The 25,418-nt window shown below is 73.6% G+C and carries 21 protein-coding genes; 12 read left to right on the top strand and 9 right to left on the bottom strand.

Annotated features, from left to right (window positions below):
• Positions 1-10: 10 nt before the first annotated feature.
• The 3 genes from ACH4N1_RS01045 to ACH4N1_RS01055 form a co-directional block, all read right to left on the bottom strand.
• Positions 11-742: a bifunctional DNA primase/polymerase gene (locus ACH4N1_RS01045; RefSeq protein ID WP_398093574.1), complete on the bottom strand. Its 732-nt coding sequence runs from the start codon at positions 740-742 to the stop codon at positions 11-13.
• A gap of 132 nt (positions 743-874) precedes the next feature.
• Positions 875-1,501, bottom strand: a complete 627-nt coding sequence (locus tag ACH4N1_RS01050) for a TetR/AcrR family transcriptional regulator (RefSeq protein ID WP_398093576.1) — start codon at positions 1,499-1,501, stop codon at positions 875-877.
• 71 nt (positions 1,502-1,572) lie between these two features.
• Entirely contained in the window at positions 1,573-2,568 is a 996-nt protein-coding gene (locus tag ACH4N1_RS01055) for a Gfo/Idh/MocA family protein (RefSeq protein ID WP_398093578.1), read from the bottom strand.
• 80 nt (positions 2,569-2,648) lie between these two features.
• Here ACH4N1_RS01055 and ACH4N1_RS01060 point away from each other — a divergent pair, with 80 nt between their 5' ends.
• The 3 genes from ACH4N1_RS01060 to ACH4N1_RS01070 all read left to right on the top strand — a co-directional run bounded on the left by ACH4N1_RS01060 (position 2,649) and on the right by ACH4N1_RS01070 (position 6,287).
• The gene (locus ACH4N1_RS01060; protein ID WP_398093579.1) at positions 2,649-4,067 is read left to right on the top strand and encodes a multidrug effflux MFS transporter; all 1,419 of its coding nucleotides are present in this window, start codon (positions 2,649-2,651) and stop codon (positions 4,065-4,067) included.
• Positions 4,034-5,191, top strand: coding sequence for a serine hydrolase domain-containing protein (locus ACH4N1_RS01065; RefSeq protein ID WP_398094377.1), 1,158 nt, complete (start codon positions 4,034-4,036; stop codon positions 5,189-5,191). Before ACH4N1_RS01060 ends, ACH4N1_RS01065 begins: the two co-directional genes overlap by 34 nt.
• A gap of 118 nt (positions 5,192-5,309) precedes the next feature.
• Positions 5,310-6,287, top strand: a complete 978-nt coding sequence (locus ACH4N1_RS01070; RefSeq protein WP_398093581.1) for a small ribosomal subunit Rsm22 family protein — start codon at positions 5,310-5,312, stop codon at positions 6,285-6,287.
• 13 nt (positions 6,288-6,300) lie between these two features.
• Here the strand turns inward: ACH4N1_RS01070 and ACH4N1_RS01075 are convergent, their stop codons facing one another.
• Positions 6,301-7,941, bottom strand: coding sequence for an alkaline phosphatase D family protein (locus ACH4N1_RS01075; protein ID WP_398093582.1), 1,641 nt, complete (start codon positions 7,939-7,941; stop codon positions 6,301-6,303).
• Positions 7,942-8,580: 639 nt separating this feature from the next.
• Between ACH4N1_RS01075 and ACH4N1_RS01080 the strand changes: the two genes are divergently transcribed.
• The 6 genes from ACH4N1_RS01080 to ACH4N1_RS01105 all read left to right on the top strand — a co-directional run bounded on the left by ACH4N1_RS01080 (position 8,581) and on the right by ACH4N1_RS01105 (position 16,965).
• Positions 8,581-10,041, top strand: coding sequence for an ABC transporter permease (locus ACH4N1_RS01080; RefSeq protein ID WP_398093584.1), 1,461 nt, complete (start codon positions 8,581-8,583; stop codon positions 10,039-10,041).
• 41 nt (positions 10,042-10,082) lie between these two features.
• The gene (locus ACH4N1_RS01085) at positions 10,083-10,775 is read left to right on the top strand and encodes an ABC transporter ATP-binding protein (RefSeq protein WP_398093586.1); all 693 of its coding nucleotides are present in this window, start codon (positions 10,083-10,085) and stop codon (positions 10,773-10,775) included.
• A gap of 201 nt (positions 10,776-10,976) precedes the next feature.
• Entirely contained in the window at positions 10,977-11,531 is a 555-nt protein-coding gene (locus tag ACH4N1_RS01090) for a DoxX family protein (RefSeq protein WP_398093588.1), read from the top strand.
• 136 nt (positions 11,532-11,667) lie between these two features.
• The gene (locus ACH4N1_RS01095) at positions 11,668-12,495 is read left to right on the top strand and encodes a hypothetical protein (protein ID WP_398093590.1); all 828 of its coding nucleotides are present in this window, start codon (positions 11,668-11,670) and stop codon (positions 12,493-12,495) included.
• Positions 12,495-14,720 carry a bifunctional serine/threonine-protein kinase/ABC transporter substrate-binding protein gene (locus tag ACH4N1_RS01100; protein ID WP_398093592.1) on the top strand — a complete coding sequence of 742 codons (2,226 nt, stop codon included), beginning with the start codon at positions 12,495-12,497 and terminating at the stop codon, positions 14,718-14,720. Before ACH4N1_RS01095 ends, ACH4N1_RS01100 begins: the two co-directional genes overlap by 1 nt.
• Before the next feature lie 13 nt (positions 14,721-14,733).
• Positions 14,734-16,965, top strand: a complete 2,232-nt coding sequence (locus ACH4N1_RS01105) for a bifunctional serine/threonine-protein kinase/ABC transporter substrate-binding protein (RefSeq protein ID WP_398093593.1) — start codon at positions 14,734-14,736, stop codon at positions 16,963-16,965.
• Between the two features lie 52 nt (positions 16,966-17,017).
• Here ACH4N1_RS01105 and ACH4N1_RS01110 read toward each other — a convergent pair whose 3' ends face one another.
• Together ACH4N1_RS01110 and ACH4N1_RS01115 are read right to left on the bottom strand one after the other, a co-directional pair.
• Complete coding sequence (locus ACH4N1_RS01110) at positions 17,018-18,490, bottom strand: APC family permease (RefSeq protein WP_398093595.1); 1,473 nt, start codon at positions 18,488-18,490, stop codon at positions 17,018-17,020.
• 23 nt (positions 18,491-18,513) lie between these two features.
• Complete coding sequence (locus ACH4N1_RS01115; protein ID WP_398093596.1) at positions 18,514-19,212, bottom strand: FadR/GntR family transcriptional regulator; 699 nt, start codon at positions 19,210-19,212, stop codon at positions 18,514-18,516.
• Between the two features lie 208 nt (positions 19,213-19,420).
• Between ACH4N1_RS01115 and ACH4N1_RS01120 the strand changes: the two genes are divergently transcribed.
• From ACH4N1_RS01120 to ACH4N1_RS01130, 3 genes are all read left to right on the top strand, one after another.
• Entirely contained in the window at positions 19,421-20,872 is a 1,452-nt protein-coding gene (locus ACH4N1_RS01120) for an amino acid permease (protein ID WP_398093598.1), read from the top strand.
• Between the two features lie 318 nt (positions 20,873-21,190).
• A complete protein-coding gene (locus ACH4N1_RS01125; RefSeq protein WP_398093599.1) occupies positions 21,191-21,730 on the top strand; it encodes a DUF1697 domain-containing protein in 540 nt (179 codons plus the stop codon).
• Positions 21,730-22,011: a DUF427 domain-containing protein gene (locus ACH4N1_RS01130; protein WP_398093600.1), complete on the top strand. Its 282-nt coding sequence runs from the start codon at positions 21,730-21,732 to the stop codon at positions 22,009-22,011. The genes ACH4N1_RS01125 and ACH4N1_RS01130 overlap by 1 nt, the downstream gene beginning before the upstream one ends.
• A 65-nt stretch (positions 22,012-22,076) precedes the next feature.
• On the opposite strand, the gene ACH4N1_RS01135 is transcribed toward ACH4N1_RS01130, so the two are convergent.
• The 3 genes from ACH4N1_RS01135 to ACH4N1_RS01145 all read right to left on the bottom strand — a co-directional run bounded on the left by ACH4N1_RS01135 (position 22,077) and on the right by ACH4N1_RS01145 (position 25,384).
• On the bottom strand, positions 22,077-23,321 hold the full coding sequence (locus tag ACH4N1_RS01135; protein WP_398093602.1) for a cytochrome P450: 1,245 nt from the start codon (positions 23,319-23,321) through the stop codon (positions 22,077-22,079).
• A 45-nt stretch (positions 23,322-23,366) separates the two neighbouring features.
• Entirely contained in the window at positions 23,367-24,842 is a 1,476-nt protein-coding gene (locus ACH4N1_RS01140) for a class I adenylate-forming enzyme family protein (protein WP_398093603.1), read from the bottom strand.
• Between the two features lie 176 nt (positions 24,843-25,018).
• Positions 25,019-25,384 carry a VOC family protein gene (locus ACH4N1_RS01145; RefSeq protein ID WP_398093604.1) on the bottom strand — a complete coding sequence of 122 codons (366 nt, stop codon included), beginning with the start codon at positions 25,382-25,384 and terminating at the stop codon, positions 25,019-25,021.
• Positions 25,385-25,418: the final 34 nt, after the last annotated feature.

The following is a 25,418-nucleotide window of genomic DNA, read 5'->3' on the forward strand; positions in this document are numbered from 1 at the left end:
CCGGCCCGGCTCAGTGGCGGGTGGGCCAGGTCTCCGTCGCCCGGTCCTCGCCCGCGAACTTGGCGCAGGCGTCCGTCAGGGACTCCAGCAGGGTCAGCGGGTCGGGCAGCGGGTGTTCGGGGCCGCGGAGCCAGTGCACGCACTGGCCGTCGTCGCCGGGGAGGCGGGACGGGGGGACCAGGACGTAGGAGCCCCGGCAGTGCCAGCGCAGGCCGGGGTGCTCGTCCATCGTCTCGGGATGGCAGTCCAGCTCGCAGGGCCACCACTCGTCCTCGTCCTCGGGGGTGCCGCGGGTGAGGGTGAAGAACAGCATGCGGCCGTCGTCGCTCTCGGCGACCGGGCCGACCTCGACGCCGGCGCCGAGCAGCCGCTCCAGGGCCTCGCGGCCGGCCTCCAGGGGGACGTCGAGGACGTCGTGGGTGGTGCCGGTCGCGGTGACGAAGTTGGCCTCGGGCTGGTGCCGGGCCCAGCGCTCGACCTGGGCGCGGTCGGTGGTGGACTGCGTGTGCCAGGCGAAGGAGACGGGGTGCCGGCCGGGCGTCGGGCAGCCGACGCGGTCGCAGGAGCAGCGGTAGCCGGAGACGGGGTGGGCGGCGGGCGCGAGCGGCAGTCCCGCCCCGGCGGCGGCGAGCAGCAGGCCCTCACGGCCGCCGTCGTCCGCGGCCTCCTTGGAGCGGCGTCCCCGCAGCCACTGGGAGATCCTGCCCTGCCTGCCGGTCCGGCCGCCGAACTCCGCGCTCATCTATCCCCTCGCCTCGCTGTGGTGCGGACAGCATGCCCTATGGTCCCACCATCCGGCGCATCGGGGGTCCCGACCCCCAAAAGGGGCAGGTGGGACGAGCGGTACCGATGTGGCCCATGAGGACGGACGGGGTCAGCGGGGCGCGAGGCCGTACAGCGCGTAGTCGACGAGGGTGTCGGTGTACTCGTAGGAGATCGGGCCCGTGTACTGGAGCCAGCGCTGGGCCAGCGGTGAGACGAAGAACTCCAGGGCGATGCGCGGATCGACCTCGGGGCGGACCTGGCCGGCCCGCTGGGCGGCGCGCAGCCGGTCGGCGTACAGCCGGAGGTTGGGCTCCAGGAGCTGGGCGGTGAACCGGCGGCCGACCTCCTGGTCGACCACGCCCTCGGCGGCGAGGGCCCGGGACGGCGCCTCGAAGCGGGGGTCCGTCAGCTGGTCGACGGTGGCCCGCAGCACGGCCTTGAGGTCGGCGGCCAGGTCGCCGGTGTCGGGGATGGCGTACGGCTGCTCCCCGCCCGCCTCCCGGGAGGCCTCGGAGGCGAGGTCGAGGAAGGCCTCCAGCAGGACGTCGGCCTTCGAGTCCCACCAGCGGTAGATGGTCTGCTTGCCGACTCCGGCGCGGGCGGCGATGCCCTCGACGGTGGTCCTCGGATAGCCGACCTCCGCCACCAGCGCCAGCGCGGCGTCGTAGATCGCGCGCCGGGACCGCTCGCTGCGGCGGGTGGTGTCGGGGGCCGGCTTTCCGGGCTGGGTGACCATGGGAAGACCGTACCAAGAGCGTGAGACGGGCCGTCTCGCCTGCCGGTCCCGTCCGTCCGGTTCCCCGGGCGCTACTCCCCCGGGTACCGCACGCCGATCCGCTCGCGGACGGCGTCCAGGGTCCGCATCACGGCGAGGGTGCCGTCGAGCGGGACGAGCGGGGACTCGGTCTCCCCGGCCCGCAGCGCCCGCATCACCTCGCGCGCCTCGTGCTGCATCGTCGCGCGGGGCCCGTCGGCCGGGTCGGCGGTGAACTCCTCCGGGTCGCGGCCGGTGCGGTGCAGGACGAAGCGGTCGGGGTGGAAGAAGCCCGCGGGGATGTCGATGCGGCCCCGCGAGCCGGTGACCGAGGCGGTGGTGCCCGTCCCGCCGTCCAGGGAGCAGTGCAGGGCCGCCAGCGCGCCGGAGTCCCAGGACAGGGCGGCCGCCGTCTGGAGGTCGACGCCCTCGGCGGAGAGCACGGCCCGCGCGGAGACGCCCGTGGGCTCGCCCAGCAGCAGGTGGGCGAAGGAGACCGGGTAGACGCCCAGGTCGAGGAGGGCGCCGCCGCCCTGCGCGGGGTCGCGCAGGCGGTGCGAGGGCGGGAAGGGGCCCTCCAGGCCGAAGTCGGCCTGCACGGTGCGCACCTCGCCGATCGCGCCGTCGTCGACGAGCGCCTTCAGTCGGCGGACCATGGGGTTGCAGTACATCCACATGGCTTCCATCAGGAAGCGCCCGTGGTCGCGGGCCAGCTCGACGAGTTCGGCGGCCTCGCGCAGGTTCAGCGTGAACGGCTTCTCGCACAGCACGTTGCGGCCGGCCTCCAGGCAGAGCCCGGCGGCGGCGCGGTGCGCGGAGTGCGGGGTGGCCACGTAGACGACATCGATGTCCGCGTCCTTGGCCAGCGTCTCCCAGTCGCCGTAGGCCCGGGGTATCCCGAAGCGCTCGGCGAAAGCCCGCGCCGAGTCCTCGGTGCGGGACGCGACCGCGGCCACCTCCGCGTCCGGCAGATCGATCAGGTCCGCGGTGAACGCGGCGGCTATCCCGCCGGTCGCCAGAATCCCCCACCGCACCGTGTCCGTCGTCATGCGCCCACCCTCGTGCCGTCCCAGCAGTCCGTACGAGCTGAGAGCATAGGTGGCTCAGACGTCGCAGAGGGAGGGGCCACATGCCCGAGGGTGGGGCGATACCGGACGTGTCGAGGGCGGTCGGGGCCGGGCGGGGGGTACCGCCGCGGGCGCGGCGCCGGGCGGGGCTGCTGGTCACCCTGGTGCTGGGCGGGCTGACCGCCACTCCCCCGCTGGCCATGGACATGTACCTGCCCTCGCTGCCGGAGGTCACCGACGCGCTGCGCGCGCCCGCCGCGACCGTGCAGCTCACGCTGACCGCGTGCCTGGCCGGAATGGCGCTGGGACAGCTGGTGGTCGGCCCGATGAGCGACCGCTGGGGCCGCCGCCGTCCGCTGCTCGTGGGGCTCGCCGTGTACGTCGTGGCGACCGCGCTGTGCGCGCTGGCGCCGACCGTGGAGCTGCTGGTCGCCTTCCGGCTGGCGCAGGGCCTGGCGGGCGCGGCCGGGATCGTGATCGCGCGGGCCATGGTGCGCGACCTGTACGACGGCGTGGCCATGGCCCGCTTCTTCTCCACCCTGATGCTGATCTCGGGCACCGCCCCGGTGGTGGCGCCGCTGATCGGCGGGCAGATCCTGCGCGTGACGGACTGGCGGGGGGTGTTCGTGGTCCTGACCGCCGTGGGCGTCCTGCTGGCCGCCGTCGTCGCGGCGAGGCTGCCCGAGACGCTCCCGGCCCCCGCGCGTCACTCCGGCGGTGTCGGGGAGGCCCTGCGCTCGATGCGCGGGCTGCTCGCCGATCCGCCCTTCGCGGGGTATCTGCTGACCGGCGGCTTCGCGTTCGCCGCGCTGTTCGCGTACATCTCGGCGTCGCCGTTCGTGATCCAGGAGATCTACGGCGCGTCGCCGCAGACGTTCAGCCTGCTGTTCGGCGTGAACTCGATCGGGCTGGTCGTCGTCGGGCAGGTCAACGGCAGGGTGCTGGTCGGACGGGTCCGGCTGGAGCGGGTGCTGGCCGCCGGTCTCGGGGTCGTCGTGGCGGCGGCGACCGCGCTGCTGCTGATGGCGACGGGCGTGTTCGGCCCGGTGGGGCTGGTGCCGGTGGCGGCCGCCCTGTTCGTGCTCATGTCCGCGATGGGCGTCGTCCTGCCCAACGCGCAGACCCTGGCGCTGCTGCGGATCCGTCACTCCGCCGGGTCGGCCTCCGCCCTCCTGGGGACCACCTCCTTCGCGATCGGCGCGGTCGCCTCCCCGCTCGTCGGTGTCGCCGGCGAGGAGACGGTGGTCCCGATGGCCGTGGTCCAGCTGGTGGCCGCGGTGGTGGCGGTGGCCTGCTTCGTGGGAATCTGCCGTCCCTGGAAGGACACGCAGGACACGCCGGACACGCGGGACACGCGGGACACGCGGGACACGCGGGACACGCGGGACACGCGGGAGGCGAAGGGCACCGGGGCACCGGACGGAGGTCCCGGAACGGGGCTTTCCGCCTGGGCGGGGTCGGAAGTGGGAGAGGACAGCTGAGCACGCCGAGACTGCGGGCCGACACCCCGGAACGGGCCGGGCTCGACCCCGAGGAGCTGCGTCGCCTCGTGCGCGACGTCCGCGGACTGACCACCGGGGAACGGCCCTGGGCGGCCGGTGTCGTCGTGGTCGCCGGGCGCGGGCCCGTCGTCGCCGTGCAGGAGGCGGCGGGCTGGGCGGTCCGCTACGCCCGCTACGACCGGGAGGCCGACGCCGGGGTGGAACTGCCGCCCGCGTCCCGCGTCCCGACAACCGTCGACACGCCCTTCGACCTCGCGTCCCTCACCAAGCTGTTCACGGCCGTGGCCGCGGTGCAGCAGATCGAGCGCGGCACGCTGGGCATCGACGCGCGCGTGGGGGCCTACCTGCCCGACTTCCGGGCGGCCGCCGCCCACGACATCACCGTGCGCCGGCTCCTCACCCACACCTCGGGGCTGCGGCCCGAGCTGCCCCTGTACGACTGCGCCGACGCCGCCGGGCGGCTGGAGCTGCTGCGCGAGGAGGCGCCGGTGACCGAGCCCGGCGCGTACGTCTACTCGGACCTGAACATGCTGCTCCTGCAGCAGCTCCTCGAACGGCTCACCGGCCGGACGCTCGACGTCCTGATCCACGACGGCATCACCCGTCCGCTGGGCATGGCGGCCACCCGCTTCGGGCCGTGCCCCGGCGCGGCCGCCACGGAGGACCAGCGGCGGCCGTGGGGAAAGGCGGACCGGGGGCCGCTGCGGGGCGAGGTGCACGACGAGAACGCGTGGGCGCTGGGCGGGGTGGCGGGTCACGCGGGGCTGTTCTCGACCGGGCGTGACCTCGCGGTGTTCTGCCGGGCGTTGCTGGCGGGGGGCGCGTACGGGCCCGCGCGGATCCTCGGGCCCGACTTCGTGGAGCTGCTGCTGACGCCGCCCGGCCTGGGCTTCGCGGTGGACCAGGCGTGGTTCATGGGGGAACTGGCGGGGAGGGGGGCGGCGGGGCACACGGGGTTCACCGGGACGTCGCTGGTGCTCGACCCGGCGACGGACACGTTCCTCGTCCTGCTGGCCAACACGGTGCATCCACGGCGACGGGAGCCGGACAGCGCGCCCCGCGCGGCGGCGGGCACGCGTCTCAAGCGCGCGGTTCTCGAGTGACCGGGCCGGGTGGCGGGCGGGCGGCGGCCGGGGGGTCCGGGGGCGGAGCCCCCGGCGGTGGCCGGGGCGGAGCCCCGGGTGGGGGTCCGGACGAGCGGGCGGCGCTTAGAATTCGTGGGTGAACGACCCCGTATCTCCGGCGGACGCCCTCCGTGAGCTGCTCGACGGGCTTCCGGCCCGGCAGGCCGGTCAGGCCGTGGAGCGGCTCATCGCGAACTATCGCGGGGCGACCCCGACCGACGCCCCCATCCTCCGCGACCGCGCGGACGTCGCCGCGTACGCCGCGTACCGCATGCCGGCCACCTTCGAGGCGGTCCGTTCCGCGCTCGGGGCGTTCGCGGACGCCGTGCCGGACTGGACGCCCGGCAGCCATGTCGACGTGGGCGGCGGGACGGGCGCGGCGACCTGGGCGGTCGGCGCGACCTGGCCGGGCCGGCGTCCGGTGACGGTGCTGGACTGGGCGGAGCCCGCCCTGGCCGTCGGCCGCGAGCTCGCGGCGTCGAACCCGGCCCTGGAACAGGTGCGCTGGCAGCGGGCCCGGATCGGCTCGGCGCTGACCCTGGAGGCGACCGACCTGGTCACCGTCTCGTACGTGCTCAACGAGCTGCCCGCCGCCGACCGGGCCGCCCTGGTGGACGCCGCCGCCGCGGCCGCGCAGGCGGTGGTGATCGTCGAGCCGGGCACGCCGGACGGCTACGCCAGGATCATCGAGGCCCGGGACCGGCTGATCGCGGCCGGCTTCCGGATCGCCGCCCCCTGCCCGCACAGCGCCGCCTGCCCGATCGTCCCCGGCGAGGACTGGTGCCACTTCTCGGCGCGGGTGAGCCGTTCGTCCCTGCACCGGCAGGTCAAGGGCGGCTCGCTGCCTTACGAGGACGAGAAGTTCGGCTATGTGGCGGCCGCGCGTTTCCCCGTCGCCCCGGCTCCGTCCCGGGTGGTGCGGCGGCCCCAGATCCGCAAGGGCCAGGTGCTCCTCGACCTGTGCGAGGCCGAGGAGCGGCTGACGCGGACGACGGTGACGAAGCGGCACGGCGACCTGTACCGGGCGGCGCGGGACGCCGACTGGGGCGACGCCTGGCCGCCGCCGGCCGCCTGAGCCGCGTCCCGGCTCAGGCGGGCTTGAGCCCCTGGTCGCCGGCCTCGGTGACGAAGGAGGCGGCGGTGGTGAGGGGGGCGCCGGGCCGGGTGACGTAGGGGACGGTCTTGAAGTCGGCGCGGGCGGCGTCGCGGCCGAGGGCGACGGTCACGTAGCCGCGCCGGCCGTTGTAGAACCGCAGGTGCGGGTTGGCGGTGGTGTAGGTGGTCCAGTTGGCGGGCCGGTCGGCGCCGTCCCGGCCGCTGGAGACGGACGTGGCGACGATCTCCGTGCCGAGGGTGCGGGAGGCCGGGTCGTCGAAGTCGTCCTTGATGTCGAAGGCGTACCCGACGTGCACGTCGCCGGTGAGGACCATCAGGTTGTCGACGCCGGCGGCCTTCGCGCCGTCCAGGACGCGGCGGCGGGAGGCGCGGTAGCCGTCCCAGGCGTCCATGGACAGCTTGGCGACCGGGTTCAGGTCGAGCTTGCGCTGGGAGAAGGTGACCTGCTGGGGCACCACGTTCCAGCGGGCCCGGGAGGCCTGCCAGCCGTCGAGCAGCCACCGTTCCTGCGTCGCGCCGGTCATCGTGCGGGCGGGGTCGTCGATGTCGGGGCCGGGAAGCTGGGCGCCGTCGCCGTAGGCCTGGTCCGAGCGGTACTGGCGGGTGTCGAGGACGTCGAACTGCGCGAGGTCGCCCCAGTGCAGGCGGCGGTACAGCCGCATGTCGGCTCCGTCGGGGAGCTGGGGGCGGCGCAGCGGCTGGTTCTCCCAGTAGGCGCGGTAGGCGGAGGCGCGGCGCAGCAGGAACTCCTCCGGCGGGACGGTGTTCTCGGGGGTGTCTCCGGCGTAGTTGTTCTCGGTCTCGTGGTCGTCCCAGGTGACGACGAAGGGGTGGGCGGCGTGCGCGGCGATGAGGTCGGGGTCGGACTTGTAGAGGGCGTACCGCAGGCGGTAGTCCTCCAGGGTCACCGTCTCGTGGCCGAAGACGGCGGGGAGGGTCCGGTCCGTGTAATCGCGGTGATTGCCGACCGAGTTGATCGCGTACTCGTAGAGGTAGTCCCCGAGGTGGAAGACGACGTCGACGTCGTCCTGGGCGAGGTGGCCGTAGGGGGTGTAGTAGCCGTCGGCGTACGCCTGGCAGGAGACGGCGGCGAGTCTCAGCTCCGACACCCGGGCGCGGGAGGCGGGGGCGGTGCGGGTGCGGCCGGCCGGGCTGGTCCAGTCGCCGACGCGGAAGCGGTAGTGGAAGACGCGGTCCGGGGCGAGGTGGGGGACCTCGACGTGGACGGTGTGGTGGAACTCGGGGTGGGCGGTGACGGTGCCGCGTCTGACGACGCGCCGGAAGTTCTCGTCGTGGGCCAGTTCCCAGCGGACGGCGACGCGTCGGGCGGGCAGTCCGCCGTCGGGCTGGTAGGGGGCGGGCGCGAGGCGCGTCCACAGCAGGACGGAGCCGGGCAGGGGGTCGCCGGAGGCCACGCCGAGGGTGAAGGGGTCGTCGGTGATCCGGGCGGGTTCGAGTTCGGCGGCGGCCGCGGTGCCCGCGGTCGGCAGGTTCACGGCGAAGGCGAGCGCGGCGGCGGCGCCGGTCACGGTGAGGAAGCGGCGGCGGCCGAGCCGGCGGGCGGCCTCGCGGAACTCGGGGGCGTGCTGGGACGGGTGTGCTGCGGGTGTCATCCGGTCCTCCCCTGACGGTGTGTCCAGGAGGCATTGGAGTGGCCGGGGACGACCTGGGAGCGACCTCAGACAGTCAGGTGCACGACAGTCGCATGACGGAGGGAGGCATTCCGGATGGCGGGCCGGACGAGGAGCCGGACGACGGGCCGGACGGCGAGCCGCATGACGGTTCGTCAGCTTCCGCTCGCGCGCACCGCGGGGCGCCGGGCTCCGCGCGGCCGCCGACGGCCGTACCTCCGGGATGTGGGTGAACCCTCAACCTGCACAAGCGGACTTGAGCATTCCGCATCATGAGTGCCGGTCGGAGAAGTAGGCTCGACATCTCCTCCACAAGAGCTTCACAGTTGGGGGGCCTGACTCCCGCAGACCACTCCGAGGGGGGACGGCAGCCGTTCCGCGGCACCGGATGGGGGTGGACCTCGCGTGATGCCCGCGAGGTGCGCACCGGACCGCGGAACGGCTGTCACACCACGGCGTCACCGCACCACGGGGTCACCGCACCACGGCGGTCCGGATGAAGATTCGGTCTCGGAAGCGTTTTCCCAGCTTCCCCACATCCCCCACCCAGGGTCGCTCAAAGGTTCCTCCCTAGTTTGAGGCCGCGCCCACAGCGGGCGCCAAGAACCTCTGAGGAACGGGATGTTTGGCATCTATCTCAAGCGCGAGCTGGGCCGGCGCAAGAAGGCCGCCCTGGTCATCGCCCTGGGTCTGGCGCTCGGTATCGCCCTGGTCATCACCGTCAACTCGGTGTCGGCCGGCATGACACAGGCACAGGACAAGGTCCTCCAGTCGCTGTACGGCCTCGGCACCGACATGACCGTCACCAAGGCCCGCACGGCACCCACCGGGGACAGCTCCGGCGGCCCCAGATTCGAGTTCGACGCGAAGTCCGACGACGAGGACTCCGAGCAGAGTTCGGACCGGGTGATGACGCAGGGAGGTCAGGCCCTGAAGTCCTCGCTGGTGGCCGAGGTCGCCGGACAGAAGGGGGTGGCGAGCGCGGTCGGCGCCCTCACCCTGAACGTCACCAAGGTCGACGGCTCCTTCACGCAGGGCAAGGCGCAGAGTTCGGCCGGCGGCCAGGCCCAGGGACAGGGCGGCCCCGGCGGGGGCGGCGGCAGCACCGCCGCCCCCCAGGTGCAGGGCGGCGGCGCCTCCTTCGACGTCAACTCCTACTCCGTCGCCGGCGTCGACGTGGGCGAACAGGACCTCGGCCCGCTGGCCGGCTCCGCGATCAGCTCCGGCGTGACCTTCACCTCCGCGCAGAGCAACGCCAAGGTCGCGGTCGTCAGCACGTCGTACGCCAAGGAGAACGCGTACAAGGTCGGCTCGACGCTGACCGTCTCCGGGACGAAGTACAAGGTCATCGGCCTCGCCACCCCCGAGAGCAGCGAGTCCACGGCCGATGTCTACCTGCCGCTCAAGCAGGCCCAGACGCTCGCCGACGCGGCCGGCCAGGTCACCACGATCTACGTCAAGGCGACCGACTCGCAGCAGATCGACTCCGTCAAGGCGGCCATCCAGAAGAACATCTCCGGTACGACCGTGACGACCTCCGCCGACCTCGCCGACACCGTCTCCGGCTCCCTCTCCACCGCCTCGGACCTGGCGGCCGGCGTCGGCAAGTGGCTGTCGGTCGCGGTGCTGGCCGCGGCGTTCCTGGTGGCCGCGCTGCTCACCTCCTCCGCCGTGTCCCGGCGCGTGCGGGAGTTCGGCACGCTGAAGGCACTGGGCTGGCCGAGCCGCCGGGTCACCCGGCAGGTGGTCGGCGAGTCCATGGTCAACGGCCTGCTGGGCGGCGTCCTCGGCATCGCGCTCGGCCTCGCGGCCGCGTACACGGTGACCGCGATCAGTCCGACGCTGACGGCCGAACTCGGCGGCACCGGCGGCGGGGGCGGCATGGGCGGCCCCGGAGGCAGCGGCCCCGGCGGGCAGGCCGCCACCGACACCATGGAGATCGCGCTGTCCGCGCCCGTCTCCCTCACCACGGTCGCCCTCGCGGTGGGCCTCGCGATCGCCGGCGGACTGATCGCCGGCGCCATGGGCGGCTGGCGCGCCTCCCGGATGCGCCCGGCGGACGCCCTGCGCAGCGTTTCCTGACCCGTCGACGGCTTCGTCATCTTCCTTACGGAGAAACCCTCATGTACCAGCTCACCGGCGTCACCAAGCGCTACACACGCGGCAAGGAGACGGTCGAGGCACTGCGCGGCGTCGACCTGACCATCGAGGACGGCGACCAGCTCGTCATCCAGGGCCCCACCGGCGGCGGCAAGTCGACGCTGCTCCAGATGATCGGCGCGCTCGACCGGCCGACCGAGGGCAGCGTCGAACTGGACGGCGTGGACCTCGCCCGCATCAGCGAGGCGAAGCTGACCCGGATGCGCGCCGAGAAGATCGGCATCATCTTCCAGTCGTTCAACCTCATCCCCACACTGACCGCGCAGGAGAACGTGGAGACGGCCCTGGTGCCGCTCGGGGTCAAACCCGCGGAGCGGCGCGAGCGGGCGGCGGAGGCGCTGCGCTCGGTCGGGCTCGGCGAGCGTCTCGGCCACGCCCCCGCCGAACTCTCCGGTGGCCAGCAGCAGCGCGTGGCGATCGCCCGCGCGCTGGTCAAGAAGCCGAAGGTGCTGCTCGCCGACGAGCCCACCGGCAACCTCGACGAGGGCACCCGCGACGACATCATGGGCCTGCTGGAAGGGCTCTGGCACGAGTACGGGCTGACCTTCGTCATGGTCACCCACGACTCCTCGATCGCCCGGCGGGCACCGCGGCTGGCGACGATCGACGCGGGGAGGATCACGCTGACGGAACGGGCGGCGACCGCCGCCCGGTGAGGGACACCGCGCCCGACCGCCCCGCCCCGTGACCGCCCCGCCCCGTGACCGCCACCCGAACGGCCGCCGGGGCGGGGCGGTCGGGTGTGCGGGGTGCCACGGTGGACACGCGGAAGAGGCTGTTCCCGTCGTCCGCCCGCCGCCCGTCCGCCCGTCCCTCGTCCGCGAGCCCCTCGTCCGCTCATCTCTCCGGGAGTCATCGTGACCTGCTACGACCGACGTGATCTGGGCCTGCTGCTGCTCCGGCTGGGAACCGGCGGGGTGCTGATGGCGCACGGCGCGCAGAAGCTGTTCGGCTGGTTCGGCGGCCACGGCCTGGAAGGGACCGGCCAGTTCATGGAGTCCGTCGGGTACGCGCCGGGCAAGGCGAGCGCCACGGCGGCGGGCCTGGCGGAGGCCGGCGGCGGCGCGCTCCTCGCGCTGGGCCTGGCCACCCCCGCGGCGGGAGCCGCGGCGGCCGGCGCGATGACCGGCGCCTCCGCGGTCCACGTGCCCAACGGCTTCTTCGCGCAGAGCGGCGGCTACGAGTACGCGGCCTCCCTCGGCCTGACCGCCGCCGGCCTCGCCGTCACGGGCCCCGGCCGCCTCTCCCTGGACCACGCCCTCGGCCACACGGTCAACCGGAGCTGGATGGTCCCGGCAGCCCTGGGCGTGACGGCGGCGGCCACCGCGGTCGTCGTGGGCCTGCGCACCAAGCGGCTGCGGCGGCGCGAGCAGGGCGAGCAGGGCGAGCAGGAGACGCTGTTCGAGGAGTGAGCGCCGAGGGCGACGGCGTTGTCCGGTTGTTCGCGGAACCGCCCGCCCCGACCGTATGTCCCTCTGTACGATCACCGCACGCGAGGCGGGGGCCGGCGGAGGGGGCGGGATGGACAGCAACTGCGTTGGGCGCAGGGTGGCTTGGCCATGGCGGGTCGGGGCGGCGATGGCCGGGGCGGCCCTCGTGCTCGGCGGCTGCGGTTCCGGGGCCGACGACGAGGCGGCCGAGCCGAGCCCCACGGCGTCCTCCCGGTCCGCGGCCGCTTCCGGCGCCGCCTCGGCCGTCGCGTCCCCGTCCTCCTCGGGTGGCGGCACGACGTCGCTGACGCCGTTCGAGGCGGACCCCGCCCGGGTGCCCCGGACGAAACGGCAGGCCGAGGCGCTGGTGGAGGCGGTCGTGCTGGAGCCGAAGGCGTGGGGCGCGGGCTTCCGGGCCCAGCGGCCGGAGGCGAGCACCCCGGGCACCGTCGCCGTGCTCGACGCACAGTGCCGGTGGGAGCGGCGGACGCTCCCCGGGAGTGTCCTGGCCTCGCGGTCCCGTTACAGCGAGCTTCCCGGCACCGCGGGCAAGGGCGAGATCACGGCGACCGCGGCGGTCACCGTGCACACGACGGTGGCCGCCGCCGACGAGCAGCTGGCCACCACGCTGGAGGAGCCGTTGCGCTGCCGGGAGCAGCAGGTCCGTACCGACGAGCGGATCTCCGGACTCATGTCGACCGGGAGTCCGTACGGCCAGGGCGGCAACACCTACGCCGACGACCAGGTCGTGGAGATCGGTTCGTACGTCACCGGGGACGGCGAGCAGCCGTACCGCTGGTACGTCACCCGGCTCGGCACGGTGACCCTGGCGGTGTCGGTGAAGGGCGCCGCGGGTTACTCGAACGCCGAGCTGAACCAGTACGCGTCGCGGGCCACCGCCGCGATGCTCGACCGCGTGCAGTTCGAGCTCGGGGGGAAGAGCTGATGGAGCCGCTGCGTTCGTCCGATCCCGCGCGGGTCGCGGACCACCGTCTGCTCGGGCGGCTCGGTGCCGGAGGCATGGGCGTGGTCTACCTGGCGCGTACGCCCGGCGGCGCGCTGGTGGCGCTGAAGGTGCTGCTCGCGGAGTACGCCGAGGAGCCGGGCTTCAAGGAGCGGTTCCGCCGGGAGGTCGAGGTGGCCCGGCGGGTCGACAGTCCCTGGGCGGTGCCGCTGGTGGACGCCGACCCGGACGCCCGGGCACCGTGGCTGGCGACGGCCTTCGTGCCCGGCCCGTCGCTGGGCGAGGCGGTGGCCGCGTACGGGCCCCTGACGGAGCGCGGGCTGCGGATGCTCGGCGCCCGGCTGGCCGAGGCGCTGGGCGAGGTGCACCGGGCCGGGCTGGTCCACCGGGACCTGAAGCCGGGCAACGTGCTGATCGCCCATGACGGGCCGCGGCTCATCGACTTCGGCATCGCCCGGGCCCCGGAGGACCGGTCGCTGACGGCGACCGGGGTGGTGGTCGGCACGCCCGGCTATCTGTCGCCCGAGCAGGCCGGGGCCGGCGGCGGGGACGGCATCGGGCCGGCGAGCGACGTGTTCTCCCTCGGGTGCGTCCTGGCGTTCGCGGCGACCGGGCGGGCGCCGTTCGGCAGCGGGACGGTCGACGCCCTGCTGTACCGGGCCGTGCACGATCCGGCGGACCTCGACGGGGTGCCCGCGAGCCTGCTCGGGGTGCTGGGCCGCTGCCTGGAGAAGGATCCGGACCGGCGGCCGGCCGCCGGGGAACTGGTGCGGGAACTGGCGGCCGCGGGCGCGCCCCGGGACGGGGAGGCCGCCGACTGGCTGCCCGAGCCGGTCGCCCGGCTGATCGCCGAGCGTTCGGCCGCCGCGCTCGCGCTGCCGGACATCGAGCACACGCTGGCGCCGGCCGACGCGCCGGCCGCCCCGGGCCCGGCGGAGCCCGACACGCGTGAGACGTCCGGCTCGCCGGAGCCGCGGGACGCCCGTCCGGCCGGCCGGCGCCGCTTCCTGCTGCTCGCCGGTGGGGCCGTGGCACTGGCGGCGGGCGGGGGCGGGGCGTGGTGGACGGTCGCCCGGGACGGCCGTTCGGGAGGCGACGGCCCCGCCGCCGCGTCCTCGCGCCGTCCGGTGCACACCGTCGTGCTGCACGGTGACCTCAGTGGTCCGCAGCGGGAGACGGGCAAGGCCCAGGAGCGCGGACTGCGGCTGGCCGTGGCGGAGTTCAACGCGCGCGACGACGCCCCGTTCACCGTGAAGGTCAGGGCCGTCGACGACGCGGGCGATCCGGCGGCCTCGGCCCGGCTCGCCGCGGAGCTCACGGACGATCCGGCGGTCCTCGCCGTGGTCGGCCCGACCACCGACGCCACGGCGCAGGCGGCGCTCGCGGAGTACGACGCCGCACTGCTGCCGGTCGTCGCCGTGTCCCCCGGCAGTGTCAGCCTCGTCACCCAGGGGTACCGCTCGTTCCTGCTCGGACGGCTGCCCGACTCGGTGCTCGCCGTGTACGCGAGCAACTACCTTCGCGGGAGAGCCGGTTCGCGCAAGGTCGGCCTCGTCGTCGACCGTCCGGCCGGCAACTACGGCACGGACCTCGGCACCTCCCTCAGCACGCAGCTCGGCAACGCGCGGCAGCCGCCGGTTCCGGAAGTGGTCAGCGCGATGCGCCGTGACTTCGGCGGCGCCGTGGACGGGGTGCTCTCCGCCGGCGCCGACTCCGTGTTCTTCGCCGGCCTGCCCGACCGGGGGGCGTCGTTCGCCGCGACGTTGCGGGAACGCGGCTTCCAGGGCGCGCGCGTGTCCGGCCCGGCGCTGCTCGACGGACGCTTCCTGACGGAAGGCCGGGAGGCGGCCGAGGACTGGGTGATGGTGGCTCCGGTCATCGACGCGACCCGCAAGCCCGAGGCGAGGAAGTTCGCCGCCGCCTACCGCGAGCGCTTCGAGGAGGCGCCGCCCCGGTACGCGGCGGAGGCCTACGACGTGACCGGGATGCTGCTGAAGGCCCTGTCCGGGCTGCCGGCGGAGAAGCGCACCCGGGCGAACCTGCTCGCGGCCGTGCGGACGGGGAAGTACGAGGGCATCACGAAACCGTTCGCCTTCGAGCAGAAGGGCCTGATCGGTCTGATGGTCATCGACGGCAACGGCGGTTACCTCTGGCGGGTCGCGCGGGGCGACTTCGTGTACGACGGTCCCGCGCCGCTCACGGTCTGAGGGAGCCCGTCCGATGGAGCCCCTGCGGGCCGCCGACCCGTCCCGGATCGGCCCCTACCGTCTGCTGCGCCGGCTGGGCGCCGGCGGCATGGGCGTGGTCTTCCTGGCCCGCGCGCCGGGCGGGGCCGTCGCCGCGGTGAAGACGGTCCGTTCCTCGTACGCCGACGGGACGGGCTTCCGGGCCCGTTTCCGCCGTGAGGTGGAGGCCGCCCGGCAGGTGGACAGCCCCTGGGTGGTCCCGCTGCTGGACGCGGACGCCGACGCGGAGACACCGTGGCTGGCGACCCCGTACGTACCGGGGCCCTCGCTCGCCGAGGCGGTGGACACCTTCGGGCCGCTGTCGCTCGCCTCCGTGCGGGTGCTGGGCGCGCGGCTCGCCGAGGCGCTGGAGGCGGTGCACGCGGCGGGTCTCGTGCACCGCGACGTGAAGCCGGGCAACGTCCTGCTGGCGCCGGACGGGCCGCGGCTGATCGACTTCGGGATCGCCCGCGCGCCGGAGGCCACCGCGCTCACCTCCAGCGGCGTGATCGTCGGCTCGCCCGGCTTCCTGTCGCCGGAGCAGGCGCGGGCCCGGAGCGGTGAGATCGGCCCGCCCAGCGACGTGTTCTCGCTGGGGTGCGTGCTGGCGTTCGCCGCGACCGGGGTGCGGCCGTTCGGCGACGGTACGGCCGCCGCCACGCTGCTGCGCACCGTCTACGACGAACCGGACCCGGCGGCCGTCCCGGACGGTCTGGCCCCCGTGCTGAGAGCCTGCCTGCGCAAGGATCCGTCCGGCCGTCCCGGCCTCGCGCGCCTTCGCGAGGCGCTCGGGGAGGGAGCGGGAGGGACGGAAGCCGGTTCCGGTTCCGCCGGGCGGTCGGAGTGGCTGCCCGCGCCGGTCACCCGGTTGATCAACGACCGTTCCGCCGCCGTGCTCGCCATCGGCGCGATCGAGCCGACCCGGGTGCCCCCGGCCGTGCCGCCGGACACGGTGTCACCGTCACCGCAGGCCGCGACGCTGACGGCCGTCACGGCCCCCCGGCCGGCCGCCCGTGCCGTCGGCCGCCGCCGCTTCCTGCTGCTCGGCTCGACGGCGGGCGTGCTGGCGGCGGGCGGTGGCGGGGCCTGGTGGTGGAGCACCCGGCCGGCGTCGGGGCCGTCCGGGACCGGCGGTCCGCGCCCCGAGCTGGTCGTGGCGTTCCACGGAGATCTGACCGGCGCCCGGAAGGAGACCGGGAAGGCCCAGCTGGAGGCGGCCCGGCTGGCCGTCGAGCAGGTCAACGCCGGGAGCGACCACCCCTTCCGGCTGAAACTGCGGACGTACGACGACGGCGGCGACCCGAAACGGGCCGACGAGCTGGCCGGCCGGCTGGCGAAGGACGCCGACGTCCTCGCCGTGCTGGGCCCCACCACCGACGCCTGCTTCCTCGCGTCCGAGGCCACGTACACCAAGGCGGTGATGCCCGTCGTGTCGGTGTCGGTGGGCGCCGACACGCAGCGCGCGACGTCCGACACGAGCGTGTTCCACTGCCATGCGGCACTGAGCGTCACGAGCGGGCTCCTCGCCGCCCCCTGCATCCGGTACCTCAGCAACCACGTCGACGCCCGCAGGGCGTTCCTCGTGGACGACCGGGCGCAGGGCGACTTCGCCTGGGCCCTGTGCGACCAGACCGAGCAGGCGCTGCGGCGGGGCGGCCGCGACGCGACGGTGACCGCTGTCGCCGCCGGCGGGATCGACCACGCCGCTCTCGCCGCCGCGGTGGTGTCCGCCCGCGCGGACGCGGTCGTCTTCACCGGCGACGCGGCCCGGGCCGCCGGACTCGCGTCGGCGCTGCGCACAGCCCGGTTCACCGGCGCCCGGATGGCGACGGAACGCGCCTTCGCCCCGCGGTTCCTCACCTCGGCCGGCGCCGCCGCGACCGGCTGGGTCCTCGTCACCTCCTTCACCGACCCGACGGCCCGCCCGGCCGCCCGCGCCTTCACGAAGGCCTACCGCGCCCGCTACGGCAGCGACCCCGGCTGGTACGCGGCGGAGGCCCACGACGCCGTCATGTTCCTGGCGCGGGCCTGCGCCGAGGACGGCTCGGCGCTGACGGAACGGGGCGCGATCGCCCGCCGGATGCCCGAGATCACGTACGAGGGGATCACCAGGACCGTCCGGTTCGAGCAGGGGTACGGCTACAACCACGACGCGATGTTCCTGTTCCGTGCCGCGGACGGGGCGTTCCGGTACCTGGGGCAGTACCAGGAGGCGGCGGTCTCCTGAGGGGGCGCTCCTCCCCCGCCCGGCGGGACGGCCGGCGGCCGTCCCCCCGCGTTCACTCCGCGTCGGCGACGACCGCCCCGACGCGGTCGGCGAGCCCGGGGTCGCGCCGGACCAGGAGGGCCGCGTAGCAGACGGCCGCGAGGAGGGTGGCCAGCGCCGCGTACGGGAACCAGCTGTACGGGGCCGGCTGTCCGGGCTTGGCGAGGTAGTACAGCGGGACCAGGACGGCGAGGGCGCCGACCGCGGGCAGCACCAGGTGCCGCACGATCCGGAACTCCTGCGGACGGTACCTGCGGTAGTACAGCGGCAGCGCGATGTTGGACGCGAGGTAGACCAGCAGGATCAGGATGGCGCCCAGGCTCGAGGACTCGGCGAAGAAGACCACCGGGTTCATCTGGCCGCCGTCCTCTCCGAGCACGTGCCCGAGGCCCCAGCCGACGATGATCAGCAGCGCGGTCGCGGCGAAGGTGACGATCGCGTTGTTCGGCGTACGGCGGGTGGGGTGGACGTACCCGAAGAAGGACGGCAGCAGCCCCTCCCGCCCCGCGTTGAACACCAGCCTGGCCTGGGAGTTGATGCCCGCGATCAGCACGCCGAGGGTGGAGGTCAGGCCGCCGACGTAGGCGAGGAACGCGAGCGCCCCCAGCGTGTGCTGGGCGACGTCGACGAACGGGATCCGGGAGTCGCCGAGCCGCTGGACGTCGTAGCCGAAGCCGGTGACCGTGGCGTAGGAGAAGAGGATGTAGCTCACCGTCATGATCGCGACGGAGGAGAACACGGCACGGCCGACGTTGCGCCGCGGGTTCTCGGTCTCCTCGGCCAGGGCCGCCGAGTTCTCCCAGCCGATGAACAGGTACACCGCCAGCGGGAAGCCCGCCGCGAGGCCCTTGACGCCGTGGGTGAGGTGGGAGGGCAGGAACGGGGCCGCGGAGAGGTCGCCCCGGTGTTCGACGATCGCCGCGACCGAGACCACGACCAGCACGAGCATCTCCACGCCGAAGAAGTAGCCGGCCCACTTGGTGGACACCACGATCCCGCGCAGCATCAGCACCACCGACAGCCCGGTCAGCAGCAGCGTCCAGAGGATCCACGGCAGGTCGACGCCGGTGTAGTGGTGCAGGGTGATCTGCATGAACCCGCCCGAGATCGCGATGACGGAGGCCATCGCGATGATGTAGCCGAGTCCGGCCAGCAGGGCGGTGGTCACCGCGCTGACCGGCCCGAAGGTCTTGCCGACGAAGGTGGTGAAGCTGCCCGCCGAGGGGTGTGCCCGGGAGAACTCGGCCAGCGTGTTGCCGAACAGCGCGACCGCCACGCCCGCCGCCGCGATGGTCAGCGGGGACGCGACGCCCGCGGTGGTGGCCAGGAAGGCGAAGCCGAAGAAGAAGCTCATGGCCGGGCCGACGTTGGCCATCGTGGCGGCGGCGATGTCCGCCATGCCGAGGACGCCGCCGCGCAGCCGCTGGGGGGTGCCACCGGCGGGGCCCGGCGTCGACGACGGTCCGGCGGTTGCGGACTCGGGCATGGCGACGGCTCCCTTCTGAGAGGTCAGTTCGGTTCGGCGTGCTGGTGCGCCTTCACCGCTCGTATCGCCGGGTCCATCGCGCCACGGGCGAGCTCGTCGAGCAGGTCGGCGTGGCAGCGGTTGCGGGCCCGCACGACCGCCGGGGCCGGGGCGGGCTCCAGCAGGCACTGCCGTCCGAGCAGGTCGGCGGCGAACTCGCGGATCCCGGCGCCGCCGAGCGTCTGGGCGAGGTCGAGGTGGAAACGGGTCTCCAGTTCGAGCAGCCGCGCCGGGTCGTCGGCCAGGTCCAGCTCCTCGACCAGCGCCCGCAGCCCGTCGAGCCGGCCGTCCGGCAGTTCGCCCGCGGCGTGCGCCACGAGCCCGCACTCGAGCAGCAGGTGGAAGGCGTCCAGCGAGGCCGCCTCGTCGGCGTCGTGCATCACGGCGACGACGGCGTCCCAGTCCGTCGCGACGAAGGTTCCGCCGGCCCGGCCCCGACGGCGGTCGAGCAGGCCGTCCTGGCACATGGCCTCCAGCGCGCGGCGCACGGTGATCTCACTGATCCCGAGCTCCTCGCCGAGGACGCCGGCGTCCGGCAGCCGGTCCCCCGGCGACACCGACCGCAGACGCACCCGCAGGGCGATCCGGGACCGCACGAGCTCCGTCCCCGTGGGACCCCGGCCGGCCAGGACGCGTGTGTCCCAGCCGGTGTAGGGGCCGAACTTGCCCGCTGCATTCGCCACGGCGTCACCTTAACGGCCTGCCGAGCGGGGTCACGCTGTGGTCCACAGAGGGCTCCCAGGGCTCCCGGAAGTGAGGGTTCCGCGCTGCACGAAAAATAGAGCAAGGTGAACAGTTAAACAAGTCTTGTTCTTTTCGATCGTACTGAACTAATTTCCAGACGCCCCCCTGGTCCGTACTCCCTGTCCACCCACCCTCATGGATGTCGAGATGACCACAACCCTCCCCAAAAGCCCTCCCGCGGAAGAGTCCGGCGGCCTGCAGGCCGGACTGAAGAACCGCCACCTGTCGATGATCGCGATCGGCGGAGTCATCGGCGCCGGCCTGTTCGTCGGCTCCGGCTCCGGCATCGCCGCCGCCGGCCCCGGCATCCTCGTCTCCTACGCGCTCGTCGGCGTCCTCGTCGTCCTCGTGATGCGCATGCTCGGCGAGATGGCCGCGGCCAACCCCACCTCCGGTTCGTTCTCCGCCTACGCGGACCGCGCGCTGGGCCGCTGGGCCGGCTTCACCATCGGCTGGCTGTACTGGTTCTTCTGGGTCGTGGTGCTCGCCGTCGAGGCGACCGCCGGCGCCAAGATCCTGGCCGGCTGGATCCCCGCGGTGCCCCAGTGGGGCTGGGCCCTGATCGTCATGATCGTCCTCACCGCCACCAACCTGGCCTCGGTCAGCTCCTACGGCGAGTTCGAGTTCTGGTTCGCCGGCATCAAGGTCGTCGCCATCGCCGCGTTCATCGTGCTCGGCGGCCTCGCGATCTTCGGGCTGCTGCCCGGCTCCGACCACCCGGCGAGCGGCTTCTCCAACCTCACCGCGCACGGCGGCTTCCTGCCGAACGGGCCAGGCGCGATCCTCACCGGCGTCCTGATGGTCGTCTTCTCCTTCATGGGCAGCGAGATCGTCACCCTGGCGGCGGGCGAGACCGCCGACCCGCGGGCCGCCGTCACCAAGGCCACCAACAGCGTGATCTGGCGGATCGCGGTGTTCTACCTGGGCTCGATCCTGATCGTGGTGTCGCTGCTGCGCTGGGACGATCCGGCGATCCTCAAGGACGGCTCGTACGTCGCCGCCCTGAGCTCCATCGGCATCCCGCACGCCGCGCAGATCATGAACACCATCGTGCTGACCTCGGTGCTGTCCTGTCTCAACTCCGGCCTGTACACCGCCTCGCGCATGGCCTTCTCGCTCGGCCGCCGCAACGACGCCCCGGCCGCCTTCGGACGGACCACGGGCCGCGGTGTGCCGCGTGCGGCCATCCTGGCCTCGGTGGTCTTCGGTTTCGTCGCCGTCGCCTTCAACTACCTCTGGCCCGACACGGTCTTCCAGTTCCTGCTCAACGCCTCCGGCGCGATCGCCCTGTTCGTCTGGCTGGTGATCTGCTTCTCCCAGCTGCGGATGCGCAAGATCATCCAGCGCGAGTCGCCGGAGAAGCTGGTCGTGAGGATGTGGCTCTACCCCTACCTCACCTGGGCGACCATCGCCCTGATCACCTTCGTCCTGGGCTACATGCTGACCGACACCGCCGACGGCGGCGGCCGCGACCAGGTGGTCCTGTCCACGGCGGTGGCCATCGGCGTGGTGATCTTCGCGGTGCTCCGCGGACGGCTGTCGGAGAGGAGCGGGGCGCGGGACGCGGCCGACACGGCCGACACGGCTTCCTTGTCCTGACGACGCAACCGGACGGTCCGGACCGGCGCCCGCACCGGCGTCGGTCCGGGCCGTCCGGCGTCGGTCCGGACCGTCCGGCGGGGACTTCGCGACGATCCGGCGGGGAATCCGCGTCAACCGCACCACACGCTCGGGCGACTTCCGCGCCGACAGGAAGGACCGGAGCCCGGACGGCCGACCGGTCGCCCCGCGTCGCGGGCCCGGTCGGGCAGCGGCTGACCCGGACGCCTCCACCGAGCCGGCGCACCGCTCGCCGCCGTTCCTCGGCAACGTGATCCTTCCTTGTCGCCGCCACGGACGTGTGGGAGGGTGAGGCGCATGACGAAGTACGTCGCACTGCTGCGCGGCATCAACGTCGGTGGCCACGCCAAGATCGCGATGAAGGATCTCCGCGAGGTGTTCGGCGAGCTGGGGTTCGACGAGGTCCAGACGTACCTGCAGAGCGGGAACGTGGTGTTCGCCGACCCGGCGGGGGCCGCGCCCGGCGAACTGCGGGAGCGGATCGAGAAGCGCCTCGCCGACGGACTGGGCGTACCGGCCGGCGTACTGCTGCGCACCGGCGAGTCGCTGGGCCGGACGGTCGCCGCCAACCCGTACCTGGACCGCGAGGACGACCCGACCAAGCTGCACGTCACCTTCCTCGCCGAGACGCCGACCGCCGAGCAGGCCGGCGCCCTGCGGACGCCCCCCGGGGAGACCGCCGAGTTCACCCTGCTCGGCGACGAGATCCACCTGCACGTGCCGGGCGGCTACGGGCGGACCAAGCTGAACAACGCGTTCGTCGAGCGCCGGCTCGGCATCGTCGCCACCACCCGGAACTGGAAGTCCGTCAACGCCCTGCACGAGATGGCGTCCTGATGCGCGCCGTGTGGAACGGCGCGGTGCTCGCCGAGTCGGAGCACACCGAAGTGGTGGAGGGCAACCACTACTTCCCGCCGGAGTCGATCGACCGCCGCTACTTCGTGGCCAGCACCACCACCACGCTCTGCCCGTGGAAGGGCACCGCCTCGTACTGGACGGTGCGGGTCGACGGGGCGTCGAACCCGGACGCCGCCTGGTACTACCCGGAGCCGTCGGAGGCCGCCGCGCGGATCCGCCACCACGTCGCCTTCTGGCGGGGCGTCACCATCGAGGACTGACCTCGCCGGACGGGCCGCTCCCCCTGTGATCGTGGGGGGGCGGCCCGTCCGGGTGTGCGGGGTCGTCAGCCCAGCAGGTTGACCGGGACGCTGTCGAAGCCCCGGTTTCCGAGGCCCGGGTGGCGCACCGCCGGGGCGGCGGGCTCCAGCTTCGGGAAACGGGCCAGCAGCCGGCCGAACACCACCTCGGCCTGCAGGCGGGCCAGGTGCGCGCCCAGGCAGTGGTGGATGCCCGCCGCGAAGGAGAGGTGTCCGTTCTCCTTGCGGCCGACGTCGAAGGCGTCCGGGTCGTCGAAACGCTCCGGGTCGTGGTTGGCGGCGCCGAGCATCATCATCACGCCCTGTCCGGGCCTCAGTTCGGTGCCGGCGAAGCTGTGCGGCTCCAGCACGGTGAACACGTCGAACTGGGACGGCGAGTCGAAGCGCAGCATCTCCTCGACCGCCGAGGGCAGCAGTCCGGGATCCTCGGTGAGGCGCTGCCGCTGCTCGGGGAAGCGGACCAGCGCGTCCAGGCCGTTGCCGATCAGGTTGGCGGTGGGCGTGTTGCCCGCGCCGAACAGCAGCAGCGCGGTGGCGATCACCTCGGTCTCGTCGAGCGCGTCGGCCGAGGTGCTCGCGAGCCGGCTGAGCAGGTCGTCCTGCGGGCGCTGCCGCTTCTCGGCGATCAGGCCGCCGAGGTAGGAGGCGAGGTGCGCCTGGGCGGCGACGCCGCGGTTGATCTCGGCGGGGCCGGAGGCCGGTTCCATCAGCAGGCCCAGCTCGTGGATGACCGGCACCAGTTCGGCACGGTCGGCCTCCGGGATGCCGAGCAGGTCGCCGATGGTGCTGACCGGCAGCGGCATCGCCAGTTCGGCCATCAGGTCGGCGCCGGGCCGGGCCGCCAGCCGGTCGAGCAGGCCGTCGACACGCCGGGTGACGCCGTCGCGCAGCGCCTCGACGTGCCGGCCGGTGAAGGCGGAACTGACGATCCGTCGCAGCCGGGTGTGGTCCGGCGGGTTGGTGAGGATCATGCTGCGCTGCATCAGCTCCATGACGCCGCGCAGGTCGTCCTTGGAGACGTCCTTCAACTGGAGTTTCAGCCATTCGTCGCCCTTGCCGAGCGAGCGGTTGCGCAGCGCCGCGTTGCAGTCGGCGTGCCGGCTGAGCACCAGGGTGCCGTCGCCGGTGAGCAGCGCGGGCGCTGCGTCGCGGAGCTGGTGGTAGAGGGGGTAGGGGTCCTCCACCGGCTGCATCATGATCGTGTAGAAGAGCTGTTCGGCTTCGGCGTCGGCGCGGGCGACGACGGGCTCCGCGGGCGGTCTGCTGGGCATCGGTTTTCTCTCCGTTGCAGGCGGGTGCGGGCGGGTGCCGGGTGGTCAGCTGCCGGCGAGCTGTCGGCGCAGCCGGTGCTTGAGCACCTTCCCCATCACGCCGCGGGGCAGGGCGTCGACGAGCTGGAAGCGGGTCGGGATCTGGTGCGGCTCGAGCCGCTCGGCGAGCGCCGCCCGGACGGCGGGCAGGTCGTCGTCGGCGAGCACCAGGACGGCGGCCAGTTCGACCCGGTCGGTGCCGGCCGTCGGCACGCCCAGCACGGCGGCCTGTTCGACCCCCGGGCACTCGTACAGCGCCGCCTCGGTGTGGATGGTGGAGACCAGCTTGCCGTCGACGGTGACGGCGTCGGCGGCCCGGTCGAACAGGTGGAGTTCGCCCTCGGCGTCCAGGTAGCCGAGGTCGCGGGTGCGGGTCCAGTCGTCGGTGAGCTGCTCGTCGCGCTCGGCGCCCTCCAGGAAGAGCCGCTTGGGCGCGCCGCAGCGCAGCCAGATCTCCCCGATCTCGCCGGTGGCGACGGGGTTGCCGTCGGCGTCGGCGACCAGCAGTTCGGAGCCTTCGCCGGGGCGGCCGACACAGAACGGCCGGGACACGTCGAAGGTGGCGGCGATCACCGCGGGCACCGCCTCGCGGGCCGCGTACACCGAGGTGACCTTGGCGTTGGGCATCATGCGCATCAGCGCGGAGGCGGTGGCCGGTGGCAGCGGGGCGGAGGCGGTGGCCAGCGTCTCGACGCAGGACAGGTCGTGGGTCTCGTGGATCTTCCCGGCGACCATCTGGATGCCGATCCACGGGGTGAACATCACCGAGACGATCTGGTACTGCTCGATGAGTTCGGCCATCCGGTCGACGTCGTCGACCGGGCAGAGCACCAGGGTCGCCGGGTTCGTCAGCGCGATGGCCATGGTGGTGGCGCTGGAGGTGGTGCCGAGCGGGATCGGGGCGAGCAGCGGCTTCGGCTTGCCGAGCTGCTTGAAGCCCTCGGGACCGCGGCCGAAGGTCAGGTTGCCGTGCGGGGTGGCGATCGCCTTGGCCGTTCCGGTGGTGCCGGAGGTGTAGAGGATGTCGGCCAGGTCGTCGGGCCGCAGCTCGACCTTGACGGGGGTGGAGTCCCCGCTGTCGACCTCGTCGACGGTGGCGGCCCAGCCCTCGAAGCCCTCGGGCACCACCACGTCGTGGCCGCGGACCAGGCCGGTGACCTGGCACTGGGCGATCCGGCGGTTGAACTCGGCGGCGGAGATGTCCCTGTGCATGTGCACCGCGGTGGCACCGGCGTTGACGATGCCGAGGTAGGCGATCGCGTAGTCGATCCAGTCGAGGCCGCCGAACAGCAGGGCGATCCGCTCGCCGCGGGTGACGCCCCGGTCGAGCAGGCCGCGCGCGACGGCGTTGGCCCTCTTGTACCAATCGCCGTAGCTGAGTGTCCGTTCGCCGTTGATGTTCACGACGATCTGGTCGGGATGGATCTCCGCGCGCAGCCGGAGCAGGTCGGGAACGACCAGCGCGGGTGTGGCGACGGACATGTGGATACCCCCAAGGCCCTGGGATTGTCGGCGGGCCGACGCTACCCAGCGGGCCCGGCCGACCGACGCACAGGATTGAGCAGTTGAGGGAATCGGTGGATCCGGCGGTGCGGTGGTCCGGGGGAAGCCGAGACGGGCCCGCCGCGGCTGCGGCGGGCCCGTCTCGGCCGGGCGGGTCAGCCCTGGCTGATGCAGAACGGGTGGCCGGCCGGGTCCAGGAAGACGCGCCAGCGCTCGGCGCCGGGCTGGGTCTCCGGCTTGGACGCGCCGAGCTCCAGCACCCACTTCTCGGCGGCGTCCAGGTCCTCGGAGGAGAAGTCGAGGTGGAACTGCTGCGGGACGCTCTGGCCGGGCCACTGCGGAGCCTGGTAGTCGGCGACCTTCTGGAAGCCCATGGCGGGGCCGCCGTTGCCGTCGAGGCCCGCGAAGTCGTCGGACTTGTACGAGATCTTCAGGCCGGTGAGCTCCGCGTAGAACTCGGCCAGCCCGGTCGGGTCGGAACAGTCGAGGGTGACACCGTAGTACTTGGTCAGCTCGGGCACGCCGAAACTCCTTCGAGAGGCGGTACATGGATTC

Source organism: Streptomyces sp. NPDC017202 (assembly GCF_044331705.1).
Taxonomy (GTDB): Bacteria; Actinomycetota; Actinomycetes; order Streptomycetales; family Streptomycetaceae; genus Streptomyces.

What these genes read in the sequence shown, in the direction of transcription:
- ACH4N1_RS01045 (WP_398093574.1), bottom strand. Translation starts at nt 742, where the DNA reads ATGAGCGCGGAGTTCGGCGGCCGGACCGGCAGGCAGGGCAGGATCTCC.
- ACH4N1_RS01050 (WP_398093576.1), bottom strand. Translation starts at nt 1,501, where the DNA reads ATGGTCACCCAGCCCGGAAAGCCGGCCCCCGACACCACCCGCCGCAGC.
- ACH4N1_RS01055 (WP_398093578.1), bottom strand. Translation starts at nt 2,568, where the DNA reads ATGACGACGGACACGGTGCGGTGGGGGATTCTGGCGACCGGCGGGATA.
- ACH4N1_RS01060 (WP_398093579.1), top strand. Translation starts at nt 2,649, where the DNA reads ATGCCCGAGGGTGGGGCGATACCGGACGTGTCGAGGGCGGTCGGGGCC.
- ACH4N1_RS01075 (WP_398093582.1), bottom strand. Translation starts at nt 7,941, where the DNA reads ATGACACCCGCAGCACACCCGTCCCAGCACGCCCCCGAGTTCCGCGAG.
- ACH4N1_RS01080 (WP_398093584.1), top strand. Translation starts at nt 8,581, where the DNA reads ATGTTTGGCATCTATCTCAAGCGCGAGCTGGGCCGGCGCAAGAAGGCC.
- ACH4N1_RS01085 (WP_398093586.1), top strand. Translation starts at nt 10,083, where the DNA reads ATGTACCAGCTCACCGGCGTCACCAAGCGCTACACACGCGGCAAGGAG.
- ACH4N1_RS01100 (WP_398093592.1), top strand. Translation starts at nt 12,495, where the DNA reads ATGGAGCCGCTGCGTTCGTCCGATCCCGCGCGGGTCGCGGACCACCGT.
- ACH4N1_RS01105 (WP_398093593.1), top strand. Translation starts at nt 14,734, where the DNA reads ATGGAGCCCCTGCGGGCCGCCGACCCGTCCCGGATCGGCCCCTACCGT.
- ACH4N1_RS01110 (WP_398093595.1), bottom strand. Translation starts at nt 18,490, where the DNA reads ATGCCCGAGTCCGCAACCGCCGGACCGTCGTCGACGCCGGGCCCCGCC.
- ACH4N1_RS01120 (WP_398093598.1), top strand. Translation starts at nt 19,421, where the DNA reads ATGACCACAACCCTCCCCAAAAGCCCTCCCGCGGAAGAGTCCGGCGGC.
- ACH4N1_RS01125 (WP_398093599.1), top strand. Translation starts at nt 21,191, where the DNA reads ATGACGAAGTACGTCGCACTGCTGCGCGGCATCAACGTCGGTGGCCAC.
- ACH4N1_RS01130 (WP_398093600.1), top strand. Translation starts at nt 21,730, where the DNA reads ATGCGCGCCGTGTGGAACGGCGCGGTGCTCGCCGAGTCGGAGCACACC.
- ACH4N1_RS01135 (WP_398093602.1), bottom strand. Translation starts at nt 23,321, where the DNA reads ATGCCCAGCAGACCGCCCGCGGAGCCCGTCGTCGCCCGCGCCGACGCC.
- ACH4N1_RS01140 (WP_398093603.1), bottom strand. Translation starts at nt 24,842, where the DNA reads ATGTCCGTCGCCACACCCGCGCTGGTCGTTCCCGACCTGCTCCGGCTG.